General features: G+C 70.6%; 23 protein-coding genes and 1 riboswitch. Of the genes, 15 read left to right on the top strand and 8 right to left on the bottom strand.

The features are described 5' to 3' along the window. Positions 1-181: 181 nt before the first annotated feature. Both FDM97_RS28800 and FDM97_RS28805 read left to right on the top strand, forming a co-directional pair. A complete protein-coding gene (locus tag FDM97_RS28800; RefSeq protein ID WP_137993420.1) occupies positions 182-772 on the top strand; it encodes an N-acetylmuramoyl-L-alanine amidase in 591 nt (196 codons plus the stop codon). Between the two features lie 93 nt (positions 773-865). Continuing rightward, positions 866-1,771 (top strand): 1-aminocyclopropane-1-carboxylate deaminase/D-cysteine desulfhydrase, encoded by a 906-nt coding sequence (locus FDM97_RS28805; RefSeq protein ID WP_137993421.1) that lies wholly within the window; start codon positions 866-868, stop codon positions 1,769-1,771. A gap of 694 nt (positions 1,772-2,465) precedes the next feature. On the opposite strand, the gene FDM97_RS28810 is transcribed toward FDM97_RS28805, so the two are convergent. Beyond that, on the bottom strand, positions 2,466-4,061 hold the full coding sequence (locus tag FDM97_RS28810; RefSeq protein ID WP_137993422.1) for a Na+/H+ antiporter: 1,596 nt from the start codon (positions 4,059-4,061) through the stop codon (positions 2,466-2,468). A 47-nt stretch (positions 4,062-4,108) separates the two neighbouring features. Here FDM97_RS28810 and FDM97_RS28815 point away from each other — a divergent pair, with 47 nt between their 5' ends. The 3 genes from FDM97_RS28815 (at position 4,109) to FDM97_RS28825 (ending at position 5,987) form a co-directional block, all read left to right on the top strand. Next, entirely contained in the window at positions 4,109-4,369 is a 261-nt protein-coding gene (locus FDM97_RS28815) for a UBP-type zinc finger domain-containing protein (protein ID WP_137993423.1), read from the top strand. A gap of 248 nt (positions 4,370-4,617) precedes the next feature. Next, positions 4,618-5,031: an ATP-binding protein gene (locus FDM97_RS28820; protein WP_015036094.1), complete on the top strand. Its 414-nt coding sequence runs from the start codon at positions 4,618-4,620 to the stop codon at positions 5,029-5,031. Further along, complete coding sequence (locus tag FDM97_RS28825) at positions 5,028-5,987, top strand: RNA polymerase sigma factor SigF (protein WP_137993424.1); 960 nt, start codon at positions 5,028-5,030, stop codon at positions 5,985-5,987. The genes FDM97_RS28820 and FDM97_RS28825 overlap by 4 nt, the downstream gene beginning before the upstream one ends. Positions 5,988-6,054: 67 nt before the next feature. Here the strand turns inward: FDM97_RS28825 and FDM97_RS28830 are convergent, their stop codons facing one another. Next, positions 6,055-6,468, bottom strand: coding sequence for a hypothetical protein (locus FDM97_RS28830; protein ID WP_137993425.1), 414 nt, complete (start codon positions 6,466-6,468; stop codon positions 6,055-6,057). A 90-nt stretch (positions 6,469-6,558) separates the two neighbouring features. Between FDM97_RS28830 and FDM97_RS28835 the strand changes: the two genes are divergently transcribed. Next, on the top strand, positions 6,559-7,527 hold the full coding sequence (locus FDM97_RS28835) for a diacylglycerol/lipid kinase family protein (protein WP_137993426.1): 969 nt from the start codon (positions 6,559-6,561) through the stop codon (positions 7,525-7,527). 317 nt (positions 7,528-7,844) lie between these two features. After that, complete coding sequence (locus tag FDM97_RS28840) at positions 7,845-8,102, top strand: WhiB family transcriptional regulator (protein WP_004937597.1); 258 nt, start codon at positions 7,845-7,847, stop codon at positions 8,100-8,102. A 172-nt stretch (positions 8,103-8,274) separates the two neighbouring features. Here FDM97_RS28840 and FDM97_RS28845 read toward each other — a convergent pair whose 3' ends face one another. Together FDM97_RS28845 and FDM97_RS28850 are read right to left on the bottom strand one after the other, a co-directional pair. After that, on the bottom strand, positions 8,275-9,741 hold the full coding sequence (locus FDM97_RS28845) for a sensor histidine kinase (protein WP_137995085.1): 1,467 nt from the start codon (positions 9,739-9,741) through the stop codon (positions 8,275-8,277). 349 nt (positions 9,742-10,090) lie between these two features. After that, the gene (locus tag FDM97_RS28850) at positions 10,091-10,705 is read right to left on the bottom strand and encodes a TetR/AcrR family transcriptional regulator (RefSeq protein WP_137993427.1); all 615 of its coding nucleotides are present in this window, start codon (positions 10,703-10,705) and stop codon (positions 10,091-10,093) included. Positions 10,706-10,785: 80 nt separating this feature from the next. Here FDM97_RS28850 and FDM97_RS28855 point away from each other — a divergent pair, with 80 nt between their 5' ends. Both FDM97_RS28855 and nagB read left to right on the top strand, forming a co-directional pair. Further along, positions 10,786-11,535 (top strand): SDR family oxidoreductase, encoded by a 750-nt coding sequence (locus FDM97_RS28855; protein WP_137993428.1) that lies wholly within the window; start codon positions 10,786-10,788, stop codon positions 11,533-11,535. A gap of 196 nt (positions 11,536-11,731) precedes the next feature. Further along, entirely contained in the window at positions 11,732-12,517 is a 786-nt protein-coding gene (gene nagB / locus FDM97_RS28860; protein ID WP_137993429.1) for a glucosamine-6-phosphate deaminase, read from the top strand. Between the two features lie 98 nt (positions 12,518-12,615). Here nagB and FDM97_RS28865 read toward each other — a convergent pair whose 3' ends face one another. From FDM97_RS28865 to FDM97_RS28880, 4 genes are all read right to left on the bottom strand, one after another. Beyond that, entirely contained in the window at positions 12,616-14,133 is a 1,518-nt protein-coding gene (locus tag FDM97_RS28865; protein WP_137993430.1) for a glycoside hydrolase family 3 protein, read from the bottom strand. Positions 14,134-14,142: 9 nt separating this feature from the next. Next, a complete protein-coding gene (locus FDM97_RS28870; protein WP_254705975.1) occupies positions 14,143-14,934 on the bottom strand; it encodes a carbohydrate ABC transporter permease in 792 nt (263 codons plus the stop codon). 95 nt (positions 14,935-15,029) lie between these two features. Further along, positions 15,030-16,022 (bottom strand): carbohydrate ABC transporter permease, encoded by a 993-nt coding sequence (locus FDM97_RS28875; protein WP_137993432.1) that lies wholly within the window; start codon positions 16,020-16,022, stop codon positions 15,030-15,032. 74 nt (positions 16,023-16,096) lie between these two features. Then, a complete protein-coding gene (locus FDM97_RS28880) occupies positions 16,097-17,374 on the bottom strand; it encodes an extracellular solute-binding protein (RefSeq protein ID WP_137993433.1) in 1,278 nt (425 codons plus the stop codon). Between the two features lie 286 nt (positions 17,375-17,660). Here FDM97_RS28880 and FDM97_RS28885 point away from each other — a divergent pair, with 286 nt between their 5' ends. The 6 genes from FDM97_RS28885 to FDM97_RS28910 all read left to right on the top strand — a co-directional run bounded on the left by FDM97_RS28885 (position 17,661) and on the right by FDM97_RS28910 (position 25,425). Further along, positions 17,661-18,425 carry a GntR family transcriptional regulator gene (locus FDM97_RS28885; protein ID WP_137995086.1) on the top strand — a complete coding sequence of 255 codons (765 nt, stop codon included), beginning with the start codon at positions 17,661-17,663 and terminating at the stop codon, positions 18,423-18,425. Positions 18,426-18,624: 199 nt separating this feature from the next. Next, positions 18,625-20,868 (top strand): carbon starvation CstA family protein, encoded by a 2,244-nt coding sequence (locus FDM97_RS28890; RefSeq protein WP_137993434.1) that lies wholly within the window; start codon positions 18,625-18,627, stop codon positions 20,866-20,868. A 62-nt stretch (positions 20,869-20,930) separates the two neighbouring features. Further along, on the top strand, positions 20,931-21,128 hold the full coding sequence (locus FDM97_RS28895; protein ID WP_254705976.1) for a YbdD/YjiX family protein: 198 nt from the start codon (positions 20,931-20,933) through the stop codon (positions 21,126-21,128). Between the two features lie 101 nt (positions 21,129-21,229). After that, the gene (locus FDM97_RS28900) at positions 21,230-21,733 is read left to right on the top strand and encodes a GNAT family N-acetyltransferase (protein WP_137993436.1); all 504 of its coding nucleotides are present in this window, start codon (positions 21,230-21,232) and stop codon (positions 21,731-21,733) included. Positions 21,734-21,785: 52 nt separating this feature from the next. Further along, positions 21,786-21,910: riboswitch (cobalamin riboswitch) on the top strand. A gap of 126 nt (positions 21,911-22,036) precedes the next feature. Beyond that, positions 22,037-24,412, top strand: a complete 2,376-nt coding sequence (locus FDM97_RS28905; RefSeq protein ID WP_137993437.1) for a ribonucleoside-diphosphate reductase subunit alpha — start codon at positions 22,037-22,039, stop codon at positions 24,410-24,412. Continuing rightward, positions 24,412-25,425, top strand: a complete 1,014-nt coding sequence (locus FDM97_RS28910) for a ribonucleotide-diphosphate reductase subunit beta (protein ID WP_137993438.1) — start codon at positions 24,412-24,414, stop codon at positions 25,423-25,425. Before FDM97_RS28905 ends, FDM97_RS28910 begins: the two co-directional genes overlap by 1 nt. Positions 25,426-25,484: the final 59 nt, after the last annotated feature.

The following is a 25,484-nucleotide window of genomic DNA, read 5'->3' on the forward strand; positions in this document are numbered from 1 at the left end:
TGGATCGCTTTCAGCTGGGCATGTCATTCGGATTCCACTCGAACAGCCGAGCAATGGGCACCACTTGGCGCAATGTCCGGATCGAGTCGCACACCGTCCGAACGGATAGCCGCGGAGCCACTCGCTCCGGTACTCCGGTACTGCACACCTGTCCCGTTCCGCCTGTCCGAAGGAGTCGGCCATGGCCCCACCCATGTCCGCGAGCAGGTTCCTCTCCGCACTGCGCGGCGAGGGCCTCTCGGTCGTCGAGGTCGGCGACTGGCGTACGCACAACCGCAACCACAAGGGCCCCTGGGGCCCTGTCCACGGCGTGATGATCCATCACACGGTCACTCGCGGCACCGCGAACACGGTCCGGATCTGCCGGGACGGCTACGCGTCCCTGCCCGGACCGCTCTGCCATGGCGTGATCGCCAAGGACGGCACGGTCCATCTCGTCGGATACGGCCGCGCCAACCACGCGGGGGCCGGCGACGACGATGTCCTGCGGGCGGTCATCGCCGAGCAGGGCCTCCCGCCGGACAACGAGGCCAACACGGACGGCAACCGCCACTTCTACGGCTTCGAGTGCGAGAACCTCGGGGACGGGCGGGACCCGTGGCCGAAGGTCCAGCTGGAGGCCATCGAGAAGGCCGCGGCCGCGCTGTGCCGGGTGCACGGCTGGAACCAGCGCTCGGTGATCGGGCACCTGGAGTGGCAGCCGGGGAAGGTGGACCCGCGGGGCTTCACGATGGCCTCGATGCGGGAGCGGATCGCGGAGCGCCTGCGGTAGCCCGCGCGTAGGCACCGGTCGTGTCGCGTGGGCCCACCCGGGGGCCGGCCCCCGCCCCGCGCGGCACGCGGAGCCCCGCCCGACAATGGGCGGGTGACCACGTTCGACCTCGCGCTCTCCCGGCTCCGGCCCCGGCTCCCGTCCCCCCTGGAGCCGGTCGAAGACGAGCGCTTCGCCCGGCGCGGCCTGCGGCTGCTGCTCAAGCGCGACGACCTGATTCATCCGGACCTGCCGGGCAACAAGTGGCGCAAGCTGGCGCTCAATCTGCGGGCGGCGGGCGGGCGTCCGGTGCTGACCTTCGGCGGCGCGTACTCCAACCATCTGCGTGCGACGGCGGCGGCCGGCCGGCTGCTCGGCTTCGCCACGATCGGGGTCGTACGGGGGGACGAGCTGGCCGACCGCCCGTTGAACCCCTCGCTTGCGCGGTGCGCGGCGGACGGGATGCGGCTGGTGTTCGTGGACCGGTCCACGTACCGGGCGAAGAAGGACCCGGCGGTGCTCGGCCGCATCCTGCGGCTCGCGGCCACGGACGCCCCCTACGTCGTCCCCGAGGGCGGCAGCAACGCGCTCGCCGTCGAGGGCTGTACGGAACTGGGGCGCGAGCTGCGCGAGGCGGCCGTGGACGTGGTGTCCGTCGCCTGCGGCACGGGCGGCACGCTCGCGGGCCTGGCCGCCGGCCTCGGGCCCGGGCAGCGGGCGCTCGGTGTCCCCGTCCTCAAGGGCGGCTTCCTGGGCGACGAGATCCGCTCCCTGCAACGCGCCGCCTTCGGCGGCCCCCGCGGCGACTGGACCCTGGACGAGCGCTTCCACGGCGGCGGCTACGGCCGCACGACCCCGTCGCTCGACGCGTTCGCCGAGGATTTCGAGGCGCGGCACGGGCTCGCCATCGAGCGACTGTATGTCGCCAAAATGCTCTACGGACTTGTCACCCTGGCCGAGGAGGGCGCGTTCGCCCGGGGGACGCGCGTCACGGCAGTGATCACGGGCGCGCCGGAGTAGCCCCCACGCGCGCGTGGGGGCCGCCCGGGGCGGCAGCCGGGCCAGGCCGGTGTCCCCCTGCGCCGCCCCGCACAGCAGCCGCGGCAGCGGCGAAGTCCCTTGCCCGACATCACTGCCGCGCGACCGGCCACCCCGCCCAGCAGCCGGGCAGGCCGGTGTCCCGTCCTGAGCGCCACGCCCGCGCGCGGGCCTACCAACCCAGCAGCCAGGGCAGAGGCCGTGTCCCGCCCCGCGCGACCGGTCTGCCCCGCCCGGCAGCCGGCAGGCCGGTGCCCCTGAGTACCACGCCCGCGTGCGGGCCTACCGGCCGGGTAGCCAGGGCTGAGGCGGTGCGCCCCCTGCCCAACACCACCGCGTCGCGACCGGTCTGCCCCGCCCGGCGGCCGGGCAGGCCGGTGCCCCTGAGCACCACGCCCGCGTGCGGGCCTACCGACTCGGTAGCCGGGCAGTCGGTATCCCCTTGCCAAGGGCAACGCCCGCGTGCGGGCCCCCCGGCCCGGTAGCCAGGGCAGAGGCCATGTTCCGCCCCGGCCGGCAGCCGGGCAGGCCGGCAGCCCCTCCTGAGCGCCACGCCCGCGTGACCGGCCTCCCGGCCCAGCAGCCGGTGTCCCCTGCCAAAGCCCGGGGCTGAGCCGAGGGCCGTCCCGGTTCCGCGTCGCGTGCGTGTGGGCTCGGCCCGCGCAGAGCGGTGGGGTCAGGTTGGCTCCTCGCGGTATGCCGCGGCCTCCTCCAGGTCCAGGCGGCGCAGCAGGGTGCGCAGCATCTCGTCGTCGATGCGGCGCTCGTCACGGAGCCGGACGAAGACCTCGCGCTCGGCTTCGATCATCTCCCTGGCGAGCCGGCGATAGGTGTCGTCGGCCGTCTCGCCGGTGAGCTCGTTGACCGCGCCGAGGCGCTCCCAGACCGCGTTGCGGCGGCGCTCCAGGACGGTGCGGAGCCGGTCGGCCAGGGGCTGTGGCAGGGCGTTGCGTTCGTCGCTCAGCAGGGCGTCGAGGCGCTCCTCGGCGGCCCGTGAGGCCTCGCTCTGGGCCTGTGCCTCCGCCAGGGTCTCCGTGTACGCGTCGCGTCCCGGCAGGTTCAGGATCCTGATCAGCGGCGGCAGGGTGAGGCCCTGCACCACCAGCGTGCCGATCACGGTGGTGAACGTGAGGAAGAGGACGAGGTTCCGCGCGGGGAACTCGACGCCGTCGGTCACGACCGGGATCGAGAAGGCGATGGCGAGGGAGACCACGCCCCGCATGCCGGCCCAGCCGACGACGAGCGGTGCCTTCCAGTCCACCCCCGGCTCCCGTTCCCTGATGCGCTCCGACATCCAGCGCGGCAGGAAGGTGGCCGGGTAGACCCAGACGAACCGGACCACGACCACGGCCGCGAAGACCCCCACGGCGTACCCGACCGCCTCGCCGATCCCGTACCGCCCGAGCCCCTGGACGACGTACGGCAGCTGCAGCCCGATCAGGGCGAAGACGGCGGACTCCAGGATGAAGGCGACCATCTTCCAGACGGCCTCCTCCTGGAGGCGGGTCGCGAAGTCCACCTGCCAGTTGCGGTGCCCGAGGAAGAGGCCGACGACGACCACCGCGAGGACGCCGGAGGCGCCGACCTCCTCCGCCGCCGCGTAGGCGACGAAGGGGACGAGCAGCGAGAGGGTGTTCTGGAGCAGGGCTTCGCGGAGCCGGCGGCGCAGCCAGTGGATGGGGACCATGAGGACGAGGCCGACGCCGATCCCGCCGACCGCCGCGAGCGCGAACTCGCCGATGCCGCCGGCCCAGCTGATGCCCTCGCCGACCGCCGCGGCGAGCGCGACCTTGTAGGCGGTGATGGCGGTGGCGTCGTTCACCAGGGACTCGCCCTGGAGGATGGTGGTGATGCGGTTCGGCAGCCCCAGCTTGCGGGCGATCGCCGTCGCGGCGACCGCGTCCGGCGGCGCGACCACCGCGCCGAGCACGAGCGCGGCGGTCAGCGGCAGGTCCGGGACGAGGACGTACGCGAGCCAGCCGACGGCCACGGTCGCGAAGAGGACGTACCCGACGGAGAGCAGGGCGACGGGCCGGATGTTGGCCCGCAGATCGAGGTACGAGGAGTCCACCGCGGCCGTGTAGAGGAGCGGGGGCAGGATGAGCGGGAGCACGATGTGCGGGTCGAGGGTGTAGTCGGGGACGCCCGGGACGTAACTGGCCGCGAGCCCGGCCGCGACCAGGAGCAGCGGCGCCGGCACCGGCGTCCTGCGGGCCAGGCCCGCCACCGCGGCGCTCGCCGCGACGAGCGCCACCAGCTGCAGTGCGTCCATCCCTTGGTCCCCGTCCCCGTCTCGCTCCACGACGTAACCTGGCCATCATGAGTGAGTGCCCGCACGTTGCCGAAATGCCGCGCCCCGAACCGGCGCCGCTGACCGACACCTGCTCGGAGTGCCTGTCCGCGGACACGCACCCCGTCCAGCTGCGGCTCTGCCTCAGCTGTGGGCACGTGGGGTGCTGCGACTCCTCGGCGGGACGGCACGCGACCGGGCACTTCTCGACCACCGGGCATCCGGTGATGCGGACCTTCGAACCGAACGAGCGTTGGCGCTGGTGCTTCGTGGACGGTTCGATCGTCTGAGGGTTGGGTACGACAATCCTCCGCCGGTCGCTCGCAATTGGGTGCCGCAGACCTCTAGCCACTGTGCGCACTCAAGGCCTTACCATGAGTGACAGACGGGGGCGGGGTCCTGACCGGGGCCCACGGCGACACGGCAGCATGGATCGCGATAGCGTCACGGCGGATTGCGCAACCGACTGCGTACCGCCCGGTTCGGGGGGTTTCTCCCCCCGGGCCCCGAATGAGCTTGTGCCACCTTGGAGGTGAGGGTGTCCCAGATCGCAGGCGAGCCCGGGACCCAGGACTTCGTGGAAGTCCGGCTGCCCGCTGCGGGTGCCTACCTGTCCGTGCTGCGTACGGCCACGGCCGGCCTCGCGGCGCGCTTGGACTTCACCCTCGACGAGATCGAGGACTTGCGGATCGCGGTCGACGAGGCGTGCGCCATCCTGCTCCAGCAGGCCGTACCGGGATCCGTCCTCAGCTGTGTCTTCCGCCTGGTCGACGACTCGCTCGACGTGACCGTCTCGGCCCCGACGACGGACGGGCGGGCGCCGGAGCGGGACACGTTCGCCTGGACGGTGCTCTCCGCGCTGGCCGGGAAGGTCGAGTCGTCCGTGGCGGAGGACCGTACGGTCTCCATCAGCCTGTACAAACAGCGCGGCGCGGGGCCAGGCCCGGCGTGAGGAGCGGGGACGCGACGGCCGGCATCCCTGAGCAGCAGGCGCGGCCGCATCCGGAGGTCGAGGTCGAGGTCGCTACGGAGCAGGCGGTCCACATGAGCGAGCACGAGCAGCACAACGAGGTTCCCAAGGCACCCGGGACCTCCGAGGCGCCCGGGGTCCCCGAGGTTTCGGTGGCATCCGAGCACCAGGAGGCTCCGGATCCGCACGACCGGAGCGGGGCGCGCGCGCTCTTCGTCGAGCTGCGCAAGCTTCCGGAGGGCTCTCCGGAGAAGGCGGAGCTGCGCAATCAGCTGGTGCGGATGCATCTGCCGCTGGTGGAGCACCTGGCGCGGCGCTTCCGCAACCGCGGCGAGCCGCTCGACGACCTGACGCAGGTCGCGACGATCGGCCTGATCAAGTCGGTGGACCGGTTCGATCCGGAGCGGGGCGTCGAGTTCTCGACGTACGCGACGCCGACGGTCGTCGGCGAGATCAAGCGGCACTTCCGGGACAAGGGCTGGGCGGTCCGGGTGCCGCGGCGTCTGCAGGAGCTGCGGCTCTCGCTGACGACGGCGACGGCGGAGCTCTCGCAGCTACACGGCCGCTCGCCGACGGTGCACGAGCTCGCGGAGCGGCTCGGGATCTCGGAGGAGGAGGTCCTGGAGGGCCTGGAGTCGGCGAACGCCTACTCGACGCTCTCCCTGGACGTCCCGGACACGGACGACGAGTCCCCGGCGGTCGCGGACACGCTGGGCGCGGAGGACGAGGCGCTGGAGGGGGTCGAGTACCGGGAGTCGCTCAAGCCGCTCCTGGAGGACCTGCCGCCGCGGGAGAAGCGGATCCTGCTGCTGCGCTTCTTCGGCAACATGACCCAGTCGCAGATCGCACAGGAGGTCGGCATCTCGCAGATGCACGTCTCCCGTCTCCTTGCGCGCACGCTGGCCCAGCTGCGGGAGAAGCTCCTCGTCGAGGAGTAACCGTCACCTCACGACCTGTACGTCAGGTCTCGCCGTACGTCAGGCCTAGTACGTCAGGCCCAGTACGTCAGGCCTCGCCGCGGCGGCCGATGCCCAGGGCCTCGGTCGTCGCCGGGCTCACCAGAAGCACGAGCCCGGTGACGGCGAGGGCGGCGAGGGCGATGCCCGCCGGGATCATGGCGCTGTCGGCCTGGAGGAGCTGCCAGGCGACCGGCAGCGCCAGGATCTGGGTGATGATCGCCGGCCCGCGGCTCCATCCGCGGCGCAGCAGCAGGCCGCGCGCCGCGATGCCCGGGATCAGGCCGAGCGCGATCAGCGTCGCCCCGCCGGTGACCGCCTGGGTCAGACTGTCGGGGTTGCCGGTGAGGCCGGACACCAGGACGTACACGCCCCCGATCGCCAGCGCCAGCGCCTCGATTCCGGCCACCGCCGCCGCGGCGATCAACCGGACAGGGCGGGAAGTCTGCTCCGTACTGCTCATACCTGGCAGGGTAGCGGGGGTCGGGCGCGGGGCCGTCCGGCAGGTGGCCGGGACTGGGATCGGTACCGCCGGGTAGGTACGCTGGCGGCCATGCGCGCACTTCTTGTGGTCAATCCGGCAGCCACCACCACCAGTGCCCGCACGCGTGACGTCCTCATCCACGCCCTCGCGAGCGAGATGAAGCTGGAGGTCGTCACGACCGAGTACCGCGGCCACGCCCGTGACCTCGGCCGCCGGGCGGCCGATTCCGAGGAGATCGAGCTGGTCGTCGCCCTCGGCGGCGACGGCACCGTGAACGAGGTCGTCAACGGACTGCTGCACGACGGGCCGGATCCCGGCCGGCTTCCCGGCCTCGCGGTCGTGCCCGGCGGTTCCACGAATGTCTTCGCCCGCGCGCTCGGACTGCCCAACGACGCGGTCGAGGCGACCGGGGCGCTGCTCGACGCGCTCCGTGAGCGCCGGACACGCACCGTGAGCCTGGGTCTCGCCTCCGGCACGCCGGGGACCGAGGACGAGGCGGTCCCGCCGCGCTGGTTCACGTTCTGCGCCGGGTTCGGCTTCGACGCCAGTGTCATCGGCCGGGTCGAACAGCAGCGGGAGCGCGGCAAGAGATCCACGCACGCGCTCTACCTCCGCCAGGTGGTCCGCCAGTTCCTGGAGGAGCCCAACCGCCGGCACGGCACGATCACCCTGGAGCGCCCCGGCGAGGACCCGGTCGAGGACCTGGTCCTGTCGATAATCTGCAACACCTCCCCCTGGACCTACCTGGGCAATCGTCCGGTGTACGCGTCCCCGGAGGCATCCTTCGAAACCGCCCTGGACGTCCTCGGGCTGAGCCGGCTCTCGACCCCCGCGGTGGCCCGGTACGCCACTCAGCTGCTCACTTCGAGCCCCGAGCGCGGCCCCCATGGCAAGCACGCCCTGTCTCTGCATGATCTGACGGACTTCACCTTGCATTCGAAGGTTCCGCTCCCCCTGCAGATGGACGGCGACCACCTTGGGCTGCGTACGAGCGTGACGTTCACAGGCGTACGCCGTGCACTGCGTGTGATTGTGTGAGTGGAAGGGCCGAAAGTCCTTTCACTCGAACGTTTAGGCTGCCATCCACCCCTTAGAAGTACGGCTGTGACCTAGCCGACACCGAGGAATCAAAAAAAACTTTCCTGAAGGGGTTGTATCCGCTGCCGAGGTTTGCGAGTCTCTTCTTGGCGATCGGGACGGCCCGCAAGACCGGCCTCCACTGAGAGCCAGAACCCCTCCTCACTTCAAGGACCACGCCAGTTCGTCTGGCGGTCGGCCCTTCCCTTGCGGGGGGATTCGTGAAAGCGTTCACATTCACAAGCAACCTGCACGTAATACCAAGAGAGGTAGCAGCCATGGACTGGCGTCACAACGCCGTTTGCCGCGAGGAAGACCCCGAGCTCTTCTTCCCCATCGGCAACACCGGTCCTGCGCTGCTGCAGATCGAGGAAGCCAAGGCCGTCTGCCGCCGCTGCCCCGTCATGGAGCAGTGCCTGCAGTGGGCGCTCGAGTCCGGCCAGGACTCCGGCGTCTGGGGTGGCCTCAGCGAGGACGAGCGTCGCGCTATGAAGCGCCGCGCCGCTCGCAACCGGGCGCGCAACGCCACCGCCTGAACACCCTGACAAGCCTGAGGCAAGCGGCGCGTACATCGCGTACGCAATCACCGCCCCCGAGCCGCAGCGCGCAGCAGTAACCCACAGCATTCGAGCCCCGGACCGATCTCCTTCGGTCCGGGGCTCGCTGCTGTGCACCGGCGGTGCACCGGTCGCGAAAGCTCCGCGAAGGCTACTTCTGGGGCTGTACGGGAATGTCGAGGACGACCTTGGTCCCGCGCTCCGCGCCCCGCTGCATGTCGAACGTGCCGCCCAACTCCCCCTCCACCAGCGTCCGTACGATCTGCAGACCGAGGTTGCCGGCGCGCTGCGGGTCGAAGCCCTCGGGCAGACCGCGGCCGTCGTCCTTCACCGTGATCAGCAGGCGGGCGTCGGCGCGGGGTTCGCCGCGGACGGCCGTGACCTCGACGGTGCCCTGCTCCCCCGGCGCGAAGGCATGCTCCAGGGCGTTCTGGAGCACTTCGGTGAGGACCATGGAGAGCGGCGTGGCGACCTCGGCGTCGAGGATGCCGAAGCGGCCGTTGCGCCGGCAGGTCACCTTGCCGGGCGAGATCTCGGCGACCATCGCGATCACCCGGTCGGCGATCTCGTCGAACTCCACGCGCTCGTCCAGGTTCTGGGAGAGCGTCTCGTGCACGATGGCGATGGAACCGACCCGGCGCACGGCCTCGTTGAGGGCCTCGCGTCCCTGGTCGGAGTCCATCCGGCGGGCCTGGAGGCGCAGGAGCGCGGCCACGGTCTGCAGGTTGTTCTTCACCCGGTGGTGGATCTCCCGGATGGTGGCGTCCTTGGTGATCAACTCGCGCTCGCGGCGGCGCAGTTCCGTGACGTCGCGGAGCAGGACGAGTGAACCGATGCGCGTGCCCTTGGGCTTGAGCGGGATCGCCCGGAGCTGGATCACGCCGCCGTTGCCCTCGACCTCCGCCTCGCGCGGGGCGTAGCCGGAGGCCAGCTTGACCAGGGCCTCGTCGACGGGGCCTCGGGAGGGGGCGAGTTCGGCGGTGATCTGGCCGAGGTGCTGGCCGACGAGGTCGGCGGCGAGCCCGAGCCGGTGGTAGGCCGAGAGGGCGTTGGGCGAGGCGTACTGGACGATGCCGTCGGCGTCGAGGCGGATCAGTCCGTCGCCGGCCCGCGGCGAGGCGTCCATGTCGACCGCTTCGCCGGGGAAGGGGAAGGCTCCGGCGGCGATCATCTGGGCCAGGTCGGAGGCGGACTGGAGGTAGGTGAGCTCCAGCCGGGAGGGGGTCCGCACGGTGAGCAGGTTGGTGTTGCGGGCGATGACGCCGAGGACGCGGCCCTCGCGGCGTACGGGGATGGACTCGACCCGGACCGGGACCTCCTCGCGCCACTCGGGGTCGCCCTCGCGCACGATCCGGCCCTCGTCCAGGGCGGCGTCGAGCAGCGGGCGGCGGCCGCGCGGGACCAGGTGGCCGACCATGTCGTCCTGGTAGGAGGTGGGGCCGGTGTTGGGGCGCATCTGGGCGACGGAGACGTAACGGGTGCCGTCGAGGGTGGGAACCCAGAGCACGAGGTCGGCGAAGGAGAGGTCGGAGAGCAGCTGCCACTCCGACACCAGCAGGTGGAGCCACTCGAGGTCGGACTCACTCAGAGCGGTGTGCTGGCGGACGAGGTCGTTCATGGAGGGCACATGTGCGAGCGTACCTGCGGAATTGAGGGGCGATGAACCTGGATCTCGCGGCGTTCGTGTTGGAGGATGGGCCGGTGAACACCAGTGTCCTTATGGATGGACAGACGAGAATGGTCTAGTCCACAATGACAGGGCACCATGGACACCATCACATGAAGACCTCCGCTCTCCCCGCACAGGAGGGCGGACGAGGCACCCGGCGCTCTCTGCCCTGACTGCGCCGAGGCCTCCCTGACGGCCGCGGGACCGCACACCCCCGGCCGGGCAACTCCGGGCTGCGGTGCCGGACGGGTTGAGGGTCCCGTCGGGCGCCGCGGCCCGCGGGTGCGTTCGGGGACCTTCACCCCGCGGCCGGCGCCTGCGCCTGCGGCCACGCGAGCATCGCCGCCTCCGCCACGGCCTCCAGCTCCTCCTTCGTCGCCCCGTCGCGCGCCTGCTGGGACATCCCCTGCATCACGGCGCCGCTGAACCGGGCCAGGGCGCGCGCGTCGGTCTCCGGCGGGAGGGCGCCCGCGGCGATGTCCGCGCGGATACGGGACTCGAAGCCGCGCAGTGTCTCGTTGCGCCGGTCGGCCAGGGCCTGGGCGACCTCCGGCGAGGCGCAGTTGATCGCGGCGCTGATCATCAGGCAGCCGTACGGGTGGGACGGGTCGGTGTACTCGGCGGCGGCCTCGCGCAGGAGGCGGCCGAGGGCCGCACGGGCCGTGGGCTCCTCCTCGATGGCGCGGGTGCCGAAGGAGCCGTAGCGCCGGGCGTAGACCTCGACCACCTCGGCGAAGAGCGCCTTCTTGTCGCCGAAGGCGGCGTACAGGCTGGGGGCGCCGATGCCCATCGCGCGCGTGAGGTCGGCGACGGACGTCGTCTCGTAGCCGTGCTTCCAGAAGGCCATCGTCGCCTTCTCCAGGGCCGCGTCCCGGTCGAAGGAGCGGGGTCGGCCGCGCTGTCTCGTCGCCATGCGGCTCATTTTATAGCGGGCGCTAGAGAATCTGCTAACGTGCTTTCTGTAGCGACCACTAGATAAAGGGGGGCGTCGCCATGAGCACGCTCAAGGGCAGGACGGCACTGGTCACGGGCGCGAGCCGGGGCATCGGACGGGCCGTCGCCGAACGGCTCGGCCGGGACGGGGCGCGGGTGGCCGTGCACTACGGCCACAACGAGGCGGCGGCGAAGGAGACGGTCGCCGCGATCGAGGCGGCGGGCGGCGAGGCCTTCGCGATCCGCGCCGAGCTGGGGGTCCCGGGCGACGCGGAGGCGCTGTGGGCGGCCTTCGACGAGCACGCCGAGGGGCTCGACATCCTCGTCAACAACGCCGGCGCGGCCACCTTCGCGACGATCGCGGAGACGGACGAGGAGTCGTACGACCGGATTCACGCGCTCAACGCCAAGGCGCCGTTCTTCATCATCAAGCACGGCCTGGGGCGGCTGCGCGACGAGGGGCGCATCGTCAACGTGACGGGGACCCCGGACATCGCCCTGCCGCCGATCCTCGCCACGATCACGGCCAAGGGCGCGGTGAACGCCCTGACCCGCTCGCTCGCCGCGGAGCTCGCGCCGCGCGGGATCACGGTGAACTCGGTGGGGCCCGGGATCATCGAGACCGACCTGAACGCCGCCTGGCTCGCCGACCCGCGGGCCCGCGCCCACGCCTCCTCGCGCTCGGTCTTCAACCGCCTGGGCACGGTGAGCGAGGTCGCGGACGTGGTCGCCTTCCTCGCCTCCACCGACGCCCGCTGGGTGACCGGCCAGCACCTGGACGCGACGGGCGGCCTGCTCCTCGCGCTCTGAGCCCCCGGCCCTCACAGGCGCGGTTCCCCCAGCGGTTCCCCAGTGGCTGCGCCGAGGTTCCCGGCCGACGATGAAAGCGACCCGTCCGCAGGCTGGAAGGGCATGAGGAGACGGTGCCCGCTCTGCTAGATTGGGCTTAGATTGGTCTATACCACACAGACCCTCCCCAGCCCCTCACCAGATCGGCAGGAACAGCGTGGAAGTTGTCATCGTCCCGGACGCCACGGCAGGCGGAGAGCTCATCGCGGACGGCATCGCCGGCCTCCTGCGCCGCAAGCCCGACGCGCTGCTCGGCGTTGCCACGGGTTCGACTCCGCTGCCCATCTACGAGGCCCTGATCGCCCAGGTCGAGGCCGGGTCCGTGGACGCCTCGCGCGCCCGGATCGCTCAGCTGGACGAGTACGTCGGGCTCCCCACCGGCCACCCGGAGTCCTACCGCTCCACCGTGCTGCGCCAGGTCGTCGAGCCGCTCGGGCTCTCCCCGGAGGCCTTCATGGGCCCCGACGGCTCGGCCGAGGACGTCCAGGCCGCCTGCGAGGCCTACGACCGGGCGCTGCGCGAGGCCGGCGGGGTGGACCTGCAGATCCTCGGCATCGGGACCGACGGGCACATCGGCTTCAACGAGCCGTGCTCCTCGCTCGCCTCGCGCACGCGGATCAAGACGCTCACCGAGCAGACCCGGGTCGACAACGCGCGCTTCTTCGACAACGACATCGAGCAGGTCCCTCACCACGTCATCACCCAGGGCATCGGCACCATCCTGGAGGCCCGTCACCTGGTCCTCCTGGCCACCGGCGAGGGCAAGGCCGACGCCGTGGCCCAGACCGTCGAGGGCCCGGTCGCCGCGCTCGTACCGGCCTCCGCGCTGCAGCTGCACCCGCACGCCACGGTCGTCGTGGACGAGGCCGCCGCCTCCAAGCTGAAGCTCGCGGACTACTTCCGCCACACCTTCGCCAACAAGCCCTCCTGGCAGAGCATCTGAGAGGTACACGAGAGGGGCCCGGCACCTGGTTCAGGTGCCGGGCCCCTCTCGCGTACCTCTCTCGCGCACCTCTCTCGCGTACCTCTCGCGTACCGGTCTCAGATCCCGGCGATGGCCTCCGCCGCCGCCCGGCCGCAGACCCGGGCCGCGCCGTGCGTGGCGATGTGCAGGGCGCCACGGGGCTCCGCCTGGTTCAGGCCCATCTCCACCACGACCGTGTCCGGGCGGGCCGCCAGCAGGCCGTCCAGGGCCTGGGTCATCCACGGGTGCCGGTGGGCGTCCCGTACGACCGCGACGATCCGCCGCTCCCCGGCGGCGGCGAGCGCCGCGTCCACCGAGGGCTCGTCGTACGCGTCCGTCTCGGTGCCCGGAAGCAGCCGCTCCAGCTCCGCCGCGACGCCCCACGGCGTCTCGTCGCCCACCGCGATGTTGGCGACCGGGGTGAAGGCGGCGACGTAGGGAGCGCTGGTCAGCGGCGTGTAGGGCCGCTCCCCCGTCGTCAGGGTCAGGGCCCGGCGCGCCGCGACGAGTCCGATCTCGGTGCCGGGCGCGGTCCCCTCCTGCACTGCCGCGCCCGGCTCCGATCCAGCCCCCCTGGCCCGGTGCGACTGGGTCCAGGCCGCCAGGGCGCGTACACGCGCCGCGGCGTCGGCCAGCCGCTCCTCGGGCAGTTCACCGGTCCGTACCGCGTCGACCAGCGCGTCGCGCAGTCGCAGTACGGTGTCCTCGTCGGCCAGCCCGCCGCCGACGCAGATGGCGTCGGCGCCCGCGGCGATCGCGAGGACGGATCCGCGCTCGATGCCGTACGTCGACGCGATGGCCTGCATCTCCATGCCGTCGGTGACGATCAGCCCCTCGAAGCCCAGCTCCTGGCGGAGCAGACCGGTCAGGATCTGCGGGCTCAGGGTGGCCGGACGGTCGGGGTCGAGCGCGGAGAGCAGAATATGCGCGCTCATGACCGCTTTGGAACCCGCGGCGATCGCGGCGCGGAAAGGTACCAGCTCACGGGCGTGCAGTGTGTCCAGATCCACATCGATCCGGGGCAGCGCGTGGTGCGAGTCCACGTTGGTGTCGCCGTGTCCGGGGAAGTGCTTGGTGCAGGCGGCGACTCCGACGGCCTGGAGGCCTTCGACGTACGCCACGGTGTGCCGGGCGACCAGCTCGGGGCCGGCGCCGAAGGACCGGACGCCGATGACCGGGTTGTCGGTGTTGGAGTTCACGTCGGCCGAGGGCGCCCAGTTGAGGTCGACGCCGCACGCGGCGAGCCGGCGGCCGAGCTCCTGGGCGACGGCCCGGGTGAGGTCGACGTCGTCGACCGAGCCCAGCGCGTAGTTGCCGGGGAACGAGGAACCGTGGCGCACCTCGAGGCGCGTGACGTCCCCGCCCTCCTCGTCGATGGCGACCAGGACGTCGTCCCGCTCGGCCCGCAGGCGCGCCGTGAGCGCGGCGAGCTGCTCGGGGGAGGCGATGTTCCGGCCGAACAGGCCGACGGAGGAGAGCCCCTCACCGATCCTGCGGAGCAGCCAGTCCGGGGCGGTCGTGCCGACGAAGCCCGGCTGGAGGACCGTGAGCGCGTCCCGGGTCAGGGTGTCCGTGGCGCTTACGAGAGTGGTCATGGGGCGGCGTTATCCCTTCACCGCGCCGGCCGTCAGGCCGGCGGCCATCTTGCGCTGGACGAGGAGGAAGAGGATCACGATCGGGACGGCCATCATCGTGGAGCCCGCCATCATCGGGGCGTACTCCGTGCCGTTCTTCGTGATGAAGTTGCCGAGCCAGACGGTGGCCGTCTGGTTCTGCTGGCTCATCAGCATCAGGGCGTAGAGGTACTCGTTCCACGCCTGGATGAAGCCGTAGACGGAGGTGGCGACCATGCCCGGGGCGAGCAGCGGGAAGACGACCCGGACGAACGCGCCGGTGCGGGTGCAGCCGTCGACCTGGGCGGCCTCCTCCAGCTCCTTGGGGATGTTGACGATGAAGCCGCGCAGCGTCCACACCGTGAAGGGGAGGATGAAGGTCAGGTACGTGATGATCAGGCCGCTGATCTTGTCGTACTGGCCCAGGTCGTTGAGCATCAGGAAGACCGGGATGATCATCGCGACGAGCGGGACCATCTGGACGGCGAGGATGCCGACGATCACGATCTTGCGGCCGCGGAAGGCGAAGCGGGAGATGGCGAGCGCGGCCAGCATGCCGACGACGATGCCGATGACGACGACGACCGACGAGACGATCAGGCTGCGGGTGACCGGGCCCCAGAAGTCCGCGATCTCCAGCGCACGCTTGAAGTTCTCCAGCGTGAAGGTGGAGGGGAAGAAGTGCGGGTTCGGGTCGATGGCGTCCTTCGCCGGCTTGAACGCCGTGTTCACCATCCAGTAGACCGGGAAGCCGGCCGTGACGAAGACGAGGAGTCCGAGCAGGTTCCAGCCGAGCTTGGTCTTGCGGCGGCGGGTGACGGCTGGCGACGCCGGCGCCGCGTCGGTCGCGGCGGGCGCGGTGGTCGCGGTGGTCGTGGTCACTCCACCTCTCCGATCTTGAGCATCTGACGCATGTACACGGCGACCACTCCGAGCAGCAGGACGACCGTGACGAGCGCGATCGCGGAGCCGGTGCCGTAGTCGTTGACGACGAACGCCTTGTCGAACGAGTACGTGGTGAGCAGCTGGAACTCGGCCTCGGGGTGGCCGTTGCGCATCACGTAGACCTGCGGGAAGACGCCCATGTCCCAGATCACCGAGAGGGTCGTCAGCATGACGATGATCGGCTTGAGGATGGGCAGCGTGACGAAGCGGAAGACGCCCCAGGCTCCGGCGCCGTCGAGGCGGGCGGCCTCCTCCAGCTCCTTGGGGACCTGGGTCAGGCCGGCGCTCAGGGTGATCACGACGAAGGGCACGGCGCCCCAGACGACGAGCAGCATGATGACCGCGAGGCCCTCGGGGCCGCTGGCGAACCAGTTGTGCCCGATCATGTCGACGCCGGGGAGCTTGCTCATCAGCCAGTTGAGGACGCCGTAGTCGGCGTCGAAGAGCCACTTGAAGATGGCGGTGGCGACGATGATGGGCATGCCCCAGCTCGCCACGAGCACGATGTTGACGAGGGCCTTGACCCAGCCGGAGACCTTCTGCAGCAGCAGCGCGATCAGCATGCCGAGGACCATGGTGAGGATCACCGCGCCGGCCGCGAAGATCACGGTGCGCAGGACGACGGCCCAGAACTCGCCGTCGCCGAGGATCTTGGTGAAGTTGGCGAAGCCCGACCACTCCGCTTCCTGGAAGCCCCAGAGCTGCGGTTGCCCGAAGTTCTGGAAGGAGAGGGTGACCAGGCGCACGAGCGGATAGCCGAGCACCAGGACCAGGACGAGCAGGCACGGTGCGAGGAGCAGCCAGGGCACCCCACCCCCGCCCGCGGTCGGCTTCTTCCCCGGCTTCGGGGTACCGGCTCCGGAGCCGGATGGTGGCGATTGCCGCACCGGCGGCACCTTCGCGGTGGTTGTGTCTGCGGCACTCATCCCGTGCTCCTCAGCGATCCCTCTCGTGGTACGGGCGGCAGGGCCCCGTCGCCGTGACGGGGCCCTGCCATAGGTCACTTGGTGTTGATGACCTTGTCGATCGCGGTGTCCGCGTCCTTCGCGGCGGCCTCGACCGACTTCTTGCCGTTGGCGATCTCGATCAGCATCGTCTTGAGGATCTGGGCCTTCTCGACCTGACCCCAGCCCGGGGCGGTCGGGACGAACCAGCTGGACTCGGCCGCGGTGGCCGCGACCGTGGTGGCCGGGTCGGCCTTCAGCGGGGCGAGGGCCGTCTTGTTGTTGGGCAGGTTGCCCTTGGCGATGAGGCCCTTCTGGCCCTCGGCGCCGGTGTAGGCGGCGATCCACTCGGCCGCGACGCCCTGCGCCTTGGACTTGACCGGGATGGCCAGGTCGGAGCCGCCGAGGAAGACCGGGAGGTTCTTGCCGGACGGGCCGGGCATCACGAAGTTCTCGAGCTTGTCCTTCAGCCCGCCGACCTTGTCGCTCTCCGGGGCGGCCGCCGTGGCGCCCTCCCAGCCGGCGCCGAAGATCATGGCGGCGTTGCCCTGGCCGAAGACGACCGGGCGGTCGGCCTCGTCCTTGGTCTTGTCGCCGTGCATGTACTTGTCGACGATGTTCTTGTACTCGGTGAGGCCCTTGACGGACTCCGGCGAGGACAGGTTCGCCTTCCAGGTCTCGCCGTCCTGCTTGGCGATGGAGCCGCCGGCCTCGAAGACGAAGGACATCGCCGCGTACCAGTCGGGCGACGGCTGGTACCAGGCGCTGAACTTGTCGCCCTTCTTCTTCTGGATGGCGTCGAGGGCTGCGGTCAGCTCGGCCCAGGTCTTCGGGGCGGCCTTGACGCCCGCCTCGGCGGCGACGTCCTTGCGCCAGGTGCCCACGCGGCCACCGGCGTAGTAGGGGACGCCGTAGGTCTTGCCGTTGTAGGTGACCGAGTCCTTGAGGGCGTCGAGCCACTGGTCCGAGTTGTCGAACTTCGAGGCGTCGACCTCGGCGAAGGCACCCTTCGCCATGTAGCTGATCATCTCGGTGTTGCCCATCTCGACAACATCCGGGGCCTTGTCCGTGGCGAGCACGGCGTCGAGCTTGGTGTTCTTGTCCGGCCAGCCGTAGTACTCGTGCTTGATCTTGATGCCCGGGTGCTTCTTGGTCACCGCGTCGTCGGCGGCCTTGACCAGCTCCGGCCAGTTGTTCTGTGCGTCGACCGTCAGCCAGACGGTGAGCTCCTTGGCGTCGCCGCCGGCGTTGTCCCCGCTGTCCGTACCGCCACACGCAGCGATGCCGACCATGATGCCCGCGACGCCGATCGCCGCGATGAGCTTGCGCTTCACGCCACCCTCCTCAGGGATGCCTGCAAACCCCTGCCCACCGCGCGAAGACATACGTCGAGTAGTGCTCGTGGGGCTGGGACCTGGTCTTTAATGGTTTAGACCAGTACCCGGAGCTTGGCCTAGACCTTTAGGGGTGTCAAGGGTGTATAAGAAGGGCAGTCGGGTCCGTTATCGGACCGACACCTGAGGGAGGGCGACGACCCGTGACCGGTCCGTGCCACCATGTGAGCCGCTACAGACGGAGGAGCCGGTGACGGCAGCAGCACAGGAGTCGGGAAGGCAGGCCATGGCCACGGACGCGGGCAGTACGGAGAAAGACAGCGGGGTCGCCACCCGCACCGCGCGCGTGCCCAAGTACTACCGACTGAAGCGGCATTTGCTCGACATGACGGAGACCCTGCCGCCCGGCACGCCGGTCCCGCCGGAGCGCACCCTCGCCGCCGAGTTCGACACCTCGCGCACCACCGTGCGCCAGGCCCTGCAGGAGCTGGTCGTCGAGGGCCGCCTGGAACGGATCCAGGGCAAGGGCACGTTCGTGGCCAAGCCCAAGGTCTCGCAGGCGCTGCAGCTCACCTCGTACACCGAGGACATGCGGGCCCAAGGACTCGAGCCCACCTCGCAGCTGCTCGACATCGGGTACGTCACGGCCGACGACACGCTCGCGGGGCTGCTCGACATCTCGCCCGGCGGGCGCGTGCTGCGCATCGAGCGGCTGCGCCTGGCGAGCGGCGAGCCGATGGCGATCGAGACCACGCACCTGTCGGCCAAGCGCTTCCCCGCGCTGCGCCGTTCGCTGGTGAAGTACACCTCGCTCTACACCGCGCTGGCCGAGGTGTACGACGTGCACCTCGCCGAGGCCGAGGAGACCATCGAGACCTCGCTGGCCACCCCGCGCGAGGCCGGCCTGCTCGGTACGGACGTGGGCCTGCCGATGCTGATGCTCTCCCGCCACTCGCTGGACGCCCAGGGCGAGCCGGTCGAGTGGGTGCGCTCGGTGTACCGCGGCGACCGGTACAAGTTCGTGGCGCGACTCCAGCGCCCCAACGGCTGAGCGAGGCACGTAGGTCGCCGAGAGGCGTACGTCAAGGCCCCACGGAGCATGCTCCCTGGGGCCTTTTCGCTGCCCTGGCACGGCGGTTGAACACAAAAGCGTTGCCGTACCGATATGCGGACGGGGGGTGACGCTGCCCGAAGTCAACGCCTAGATTTCCTGCGCATTACGACGTGATCAGCGAGGGGACGGTTGCAGCATGCCAGAGCCGGAAGCACCACCCAGCACGCCTCGTAGGGGCCTCACTCCGAAGTCCATCGCCATCTGGTCGCTCGTCGCCCTCGTGGGCGCGGCGGGCTGGGGCGTCCTCGCGCTCTCCCGCGGCGAGGAGATCTCGGCCGCCTGGATGCTCGCGGCCGCGCTCGGCTCGTACGCGATCGCCTACCGCTTCTACGCGCTGTTCATCGCGCGGCGCGTACTGAAGGTGGACAAGACCCGGGCGACCCCCGCCGAACGGCTCGACAACGGTGTCGACTTCCATCCGACCGACCGCCGGGTGCTCTTCGGGCACCACTTCGCGGCGGTGGCGGGCGCGGGTCCGCTGGTCGGCCCGGTCCTCGCCGCCCAGATGGGGTATCTGCCCGGCACGATCTGGATCATCGTCGGTGTCATCTTCGCCGGCGCGGTCCAGGACATGGTGACGCTGTTCTTCTCCACCCGGCGCAACGGGCGGTCGCTGGGCCAGATGGCCCGGGACGAGATCGGACCGTTCGGCGGAGCGGCCGCGCTGATCGCGGTCTTCGCCATCATGATCATCCTGCTCGCGGTGCTCGCCCTGGTCATCGTCAACGCCCTGTCCCACTCGCCGTGGGGTGTCTTCTCCATCGGCATGACGATCCCGATCGCGCTGCTGATGGGCGTGTACCTGCGCGTCCTGCGGCCGGGCCGGGTCACCGAGGTCTCGGTCATCGGAGTGGCCCTGCTGCTGCTGTCGATCGTGGCGGGTGGCTGGGTGGCCGAGTCCTCCTGGGCCGACACCTTCACCCTGGAGCCGGGCACGCTGGTCGTCTGGATGGTCGTGTACGGATTCGTGGCCTCCGTACTCCCCGTCTGGATGCTGCTGGCACCGCGCGACTACCTGTCGACGTTCATGAAGGTCGGCACGATCGCGCTGCTCGCCCTCGGCGTCGTCATCGCCCTGCCGACCATGAAGATGGACGCGGTCACGGACTTCGCGACCCGCGGCGACGGGCCGGTCTTCGCCGGTTCGATGTTCCCGTTCGTCTTCATCACCATCGCGTGCGGCGCGCTGTCGGGCTTCCACTCCCTGGTCTCCTCGGGCACCACCCCGAAGATGATCCAGAAGGAGACCCAGGTCCGGATGATCGGCTACGGGGCCATGCTCACCGAGTCCTTCGTCGCCATCATGGCGATGATCGCGGCCTGCATCATCGACCCCGGTCTGTACTTCGCGATCAACTCCCCCGGCGGCGTGGTCGGCACCACGGTCCAGTCCGCCTCCGAAGCGGTCGCGAACCTCGGATTCACCATCACCCCCGACGCGTTGGCCCAGGCGGCCAAGGACGTCGAGGAAGCGAGCCTGCTCTCGCGTACCGGTGGCGCACCGACCTTCGCGCTCGGCATGTCGGAGATCTTCTCCGCCGTCATCGGCGGTGTCGGGATGAAGGCCTTCTGGTACCACTTCGCCATCATGTTCGAGGCGCTGTTCATCCTCACCACGGTGGACGCGGGCACCCGTGTCGGCCGGTTCATGCTCCAGGACATGCTGGGCAACGTCTACAAGCCGTTCCGCCAGGTCAGCTGGAAGCCGGGCGTCTGGTTCGCCAGCGCGGTCGTCGTCGGCGGCTGGGGCTACTTCCTCTGGGTCGGCGTGCACGACCCGCTGGGCGGCATCAACCAGCTCTTCCCGCTGTTCGGCATCGCCAACCAGCTCCTCGCCGCCGTGGCACTGGCCGTCTGCACCACGCTGCTGATCAAGTCCGGCCGCCTGAAGTGGGCCTGGGTCACGGGCGTCCCGCTCGCCTGGGACGTCGCCGTCACCCTGACCGCCAGCTGGCAGAAGATCTTCTCGGAGGACCCGCGGGTCGGCTTCTTCGCCCAGCGGGACAAGTACCAGGCGGGCATCGACGCCGACAAGGTGCTGCCGCCCGCCAAGTCGCTCGACGACATGCACACCGTCGTCACCAACTCCACCGTCGACGGCATCCTCTCCGCCCTCTTCGCGATCCTCATCGTCGTGGTCATCGCCGACGCGGCCCGGGTCTGCCTCAAGGCCATCAACAACCCTGAGACCGTACGGCTCTCCGAGGTCCCGCACACCGAGTCGAAGCTGGTCGCTCCGGCCGGCATGTTCCCGACCCAGGAGGAGAAGGCCGAGCTGGTGGCCGCGGGCCTCGGCAGCGGCGGCGGTCTCCGCACCATCGGCGCGCAGCGCGGCGAGAGCCACGGCGACGACGTGCCGGCCGGGACCGGTTCGGCATGAGCCCGGCGAGCACGAGCGCGGGAACGGGCGCGGGAACGGGCGCGGGAACGGGCGCGGGCGCGGTGGGCCTGCTGCGGTACGCGTGGAGCCGGGTCCGCTGGTACGTGCGCGAGCTGTCCGGCGAGGCGGTGTACGACAAGTACGTCGCCCACGCCAGAAGCTGCGACCCGGCCGCCGAGGTCATGACCCGGCGGGAGTTCGAGCGCAGCCGCACCGACGCGCGGGAGGCGGATCCGCGCGACGGGTTCCGCTGCTGCTGATCCGTCTCCGGTTCGGCAGCGGCAGATCGACGGGCCGTCGCGTTCCTCCTCGTGGGGAGCGCGACGGCCCGTCGCGTTCGCGCCGGCGGCAGACTGCCGGGATGGACATCATCATCAGGGCCGTACGGCCCGAGGAGTACGACGCTCTGGGCGAACTCACGGCGCGGGCCTATCTCGACGACGGGCACCTGGACTTCGGCGAGGACGACACGTACCTGCACGTGCTGCGCGACGTGGCCCGGCGGGCCGGTGAGGCCGAGGTGCTCGTGGCCGTGGACGCGGCGGGCACGGTCCTGGGCGGGGTGACCTTCACGCCGGGCGGCCGGCCGTGGGCCGACATCGCCGCCGACGACGAGGCGGAGTTCCGGATGCTGGCGGTCGCGAAGGACGCGCGCGGCCGGGGTGTCGGCGAGGCGCTCGTACGGGCCTGTGTGGAGCGGGCACGGGCCCTGGAGGGCTGTGTACGGATCCGGCTCTCCACCCAGCCCGGCATGGCCTCAGCGCACCGGATCTACGAGCGGATGGGCTTCGTCCGCACCCCCGAAAGGGACTGGAAGCCGATTCCGGACATGGACCCCCTGCTCACCTACGGCCTGGAGCTCTGAGCGCCAACGACACAACATGTGGGGGGTGCTTCGAGGGGCGCCCCCCACATGTATGCTCATGCTCGCTGTCCTCGCAGGGGAATCCGGTGGAAATCCGGAACTGTCCCGCAACGGTGTGGTTTCGGCGTACTTGCACGCCTGCCGAGTCCGAAGACCTGTGGACAGCGCGCCCGGTCCGTCCGTTCCGGGTGCCACAGACGTCCGGGCCTCGCGGAATGGGCCGTGGCGCGGCGCATCCCTGCGTACGGGTGCCCGCCGCCCGCCTCCCCGCCGGCCCCGAGCCGAGCGAGGGAGAGCCCCCACGTGACCATCGCGCCCGCCGATCCGGCCGCAGCGATCGAGAGCGACGGTAACGAGAGCGACGGACCCGGGACCGTGCTTCTGCGGACCCTGACCGATCTCACCGCCGACCTCCCCGACACCGACCCCGGCAAGGTCGCCGCCGCCGCGCTGCGCGGCCGCAACGCCGGTTCGGACGAGGCGGAGCTGCGCGAGCTGGCCACCGAGGCGGCCGCGGGTCTCATCGCCGAGGACCCGGCGTACTCCCGGCTCGCCGCCCGGCTCCTGACGATCACCATCGCGGACGAGGCGGCCGGCCAGGGCTCGGTCACCTTCTCCGCCTCGGTCGCCGTGGGGCACCGCGAGGGCCTGATCGCCGACCGTACGGCCGAGTTCGTGACGCTGCACGCCGCCCGGCTCGACGCGCTGATCGACGCGAAGGCAGACGACCGCTTCGGCTACTTCGGTCTGCGCACCCTCTACTCGCGCTACCTGCTGCGTCACCCGATCACCCGCAAGGTGATCGAGACCCCGCAGCACTTCATGCTGCGCGTCGCCGCCGGCCTCGCCGAGGACGACTCGACCCGCGCGCTGGACGAGGTCGCGGCGCTGTACGGGCTGATGAGCCGGCTCGACTACCTGCCCTCCTCCCCCACGCTCTTCAACTCCGGCACCCGCCACCCGCAGATGTCCTCCTGCTACCTGCTGGACTCGCCGCAGGACGAGCTGGACTCCATCTACGACCGCTACCACCAGGTCGCGCGCCTGTCGAAGCACGCCGGCGGCATCGGCCTGTCGTACTCCCGTATCCGCTCCCGCGGTTCGCTGATCCGTGGCACCAACGGGCACTCCAACGGCATCGTGCCGTTCCTGAAGACGCTGGACGCCTCCGTCGCGGCCGTGAACCAGGGCGGGCGGCGCAAGGGCGCGGCCGCGGTCTACCTGGAGACCTGGCACGCGGACATCGAGGAGTTCCTGGAGCTGCGCGACAACACCGGTGAGGACGCCCGGCGTACGCACAACCTGAACCTGGCGCACTGGATCCCGGACGAGTTCATGCGCCGCGTGAACGCGGACGCCGAGTGGTCGCTGTTCTCCCCGGCGGACGTGCCCGAGCTCGTCGACCTGTGGGGCGAGGAGTTCGACGCCGCGTACCGCAAGGCGGAGGCGGCGGGCCTGGCCCGCAAGACCATGCCGGCCCGTGACCTGTACGGCCGGATGATGCGGACCCTGGCCCAGACCGGCAACGGCTGGATGACCTTCAAGGACGCCTCGAACCGTACGGCCAACCAGACCGCCGAGCCAGGCCACACGGTCCACTCCTCCAACCTCTGCACGGAGATCCTGGAGGTCACGGACGACGGCGAGACCGCGGTCTGCAACCTGGGCTCGGTCAACCTCGGCGCGTTCGTGGCCGGTGGCGACATCGACTGGGAGCGGCTCGACGCGACCGTCCGTACGGCCGTCACGTTCCTCGACCGGGTCGTGGACATCAACTTCTACCCGACCGAGCAGGCGGGCCGCTCCAACTCCCGCTGGCGCCCGGTGGGCCTGGGCGCGATGGGCCTCCAGGACGTCTTCTTCCAGCTGAAGCTGCCCTTCGACTCCCCCGAGGCGCGCGCGCTGTCGACCCGTATCGCCGAGCGGATCATGCTCGCCGCGTACGAGGCGTCCGCCGACCTCGCCGAGCGCAACGGCCCACTGCCGGCCTGGGACAAGACCCGCGCGGCCCGCGGTGTCCTGCACCCCGACCACTACGACGTGGAGCTGAACTGGCCGGAGCGCTGGACGGCGCTGCGCGAGCGGATCGCGGCCGTCGGCATGCGCAACAGCCTGCTCCTGGCCATCGCGCCGACGGCGACCATCGCCTCGATCGCGGGCGTGTACGAGTGCATCGAGCCGCAGGTCTCCAACCTCTTCAAGCGCGAGACGCTCTCCGGCGAGTTCCTCCAGGTCAACTCGTACCTCGTCGACGAGCTGAAGCGGCTGGGCGTGTGGGACGCGCAGACCCGTGAGGCGCTGCGCGAGTCCAACGGCTCGGTGGCGGGCTTCACCTGGGTCCCGGCCGAGGTGCGCGAGCTGTACCGGACGGCGTGGGAGATCCCGCAGCGCGGCCTGATCGACATGGCGGCGGCGAGGACCCCGTTCCTGGACCAGAGCCAGTCCCTGAACCTCTTCCTGGAGACCCCCACCATCGGCAAGCTGTCGTCGATGTACGCGTACGCCTGGAAGCAGGGGCTGAAGACGACGTACTACCTGCGTTCGCGCCCGGCGACCCGGATCGCCCGCGCGGCCCAGGCGTCGACCGTGGCCGCCACCCCGATCCCCGTCCAGGCGACCCCTGAAGAGGCCGTCGCCTGCTCCCTTGAGAACCCCGAGTCCTGCGAGGCCTGCCAGTAATGAGCTCCACCGAGAAGAACCTGCTCGACCCGGGCTTCGAGCTGACTCTGCGTCCCATGCGCTACCCGGACTTCTACGAGCGCTACCGGGACGCGATCAAGAACACCTGGACGGTGGAGGAGGTCGACCTCCACTCCGACGTCGCCGACCTCGCGAAGCTGACGCCGGGCGAGCAGCACATGATCGGCCGCCTGGTCGCGTTCTTCGCGACCGGTGACTCGATCGTCGCGAACAACCTCGTGCTGACGCTCTACAAGCACATCAACTCCCCCGAGGCGCGCCTCTACCTCTCGCGCCAGCTGTTCGAGGAGGCTGTGCACGTCCAGTTCTATCTGACGCTGCTCGACACCTACCTGCCCGACCCGGACGACCGCGCCGCCGCGTTCGCCGCCGTCGAGAACATCCCCTCCATCCGCGAGAAGGCGCAGTTCTGCTTCAAGTGGATGGACTCGGTCGAGAAGATCGACCGCCTGGAGACCCAGGCCGACCGCCGCCGCTTCCTGCTGAACCTGATCTGCTTCGCCGCGTGCATCGAGGGCCTGTTCTTCTACGGCGCCTTCGCGTACGTGTACTGGTTCCGGTCCCGCGGTCTGCTGCACGGCCTGGCGACCGGCACCAACTGGGTGTTCCGCGACGAGACGATGCACATGAACTTCGCCTTCGAGGTCGTGGACACCGTCCGCAAGGAGGAGCCCGAGCTGTTCGACGACGCGCTCCAGCAGCAGGTCACCGACATGCTGAGGGAGGCCGTGGAGGCGGAGCTGCAGTTCGGCCGCGACCTGTGCGGCGACGGCCTGCCGGGCATGAACACCGAGTCGATGCGCGAGTACCTCCAGTGCGTCGCCGACCAGCGCCTCCAGCGCCTGGGCTTCGCCCCGGTGTACGGCTCCGAGAACCCGTTCGCGTTCATGGAGCTCCAGGGCGTCCAGGAGCTGACGAACTTCTTCGAGCGCCGCCCGTCCGCGTACCAGGTGGCGGTCGAGGGCTCGGTGGACCTCGACGAGGACTTCTGACGCTTCACCTCTGAGGGCTGCCCGCACGTCGTGCCGGGCAGCCCTCGGCTGTGCGTGAC

Origin of the sequence: Streptomyces vilmorinianum (genome assembly GCF_005517195.1) — a bacterium.
Lineage (GTDB): Bacteria > Actinomycetota > Actinomycetes > Streptomycetales > Streptomycetaceae > Streptomyces > Streptomyces vilmorinianum.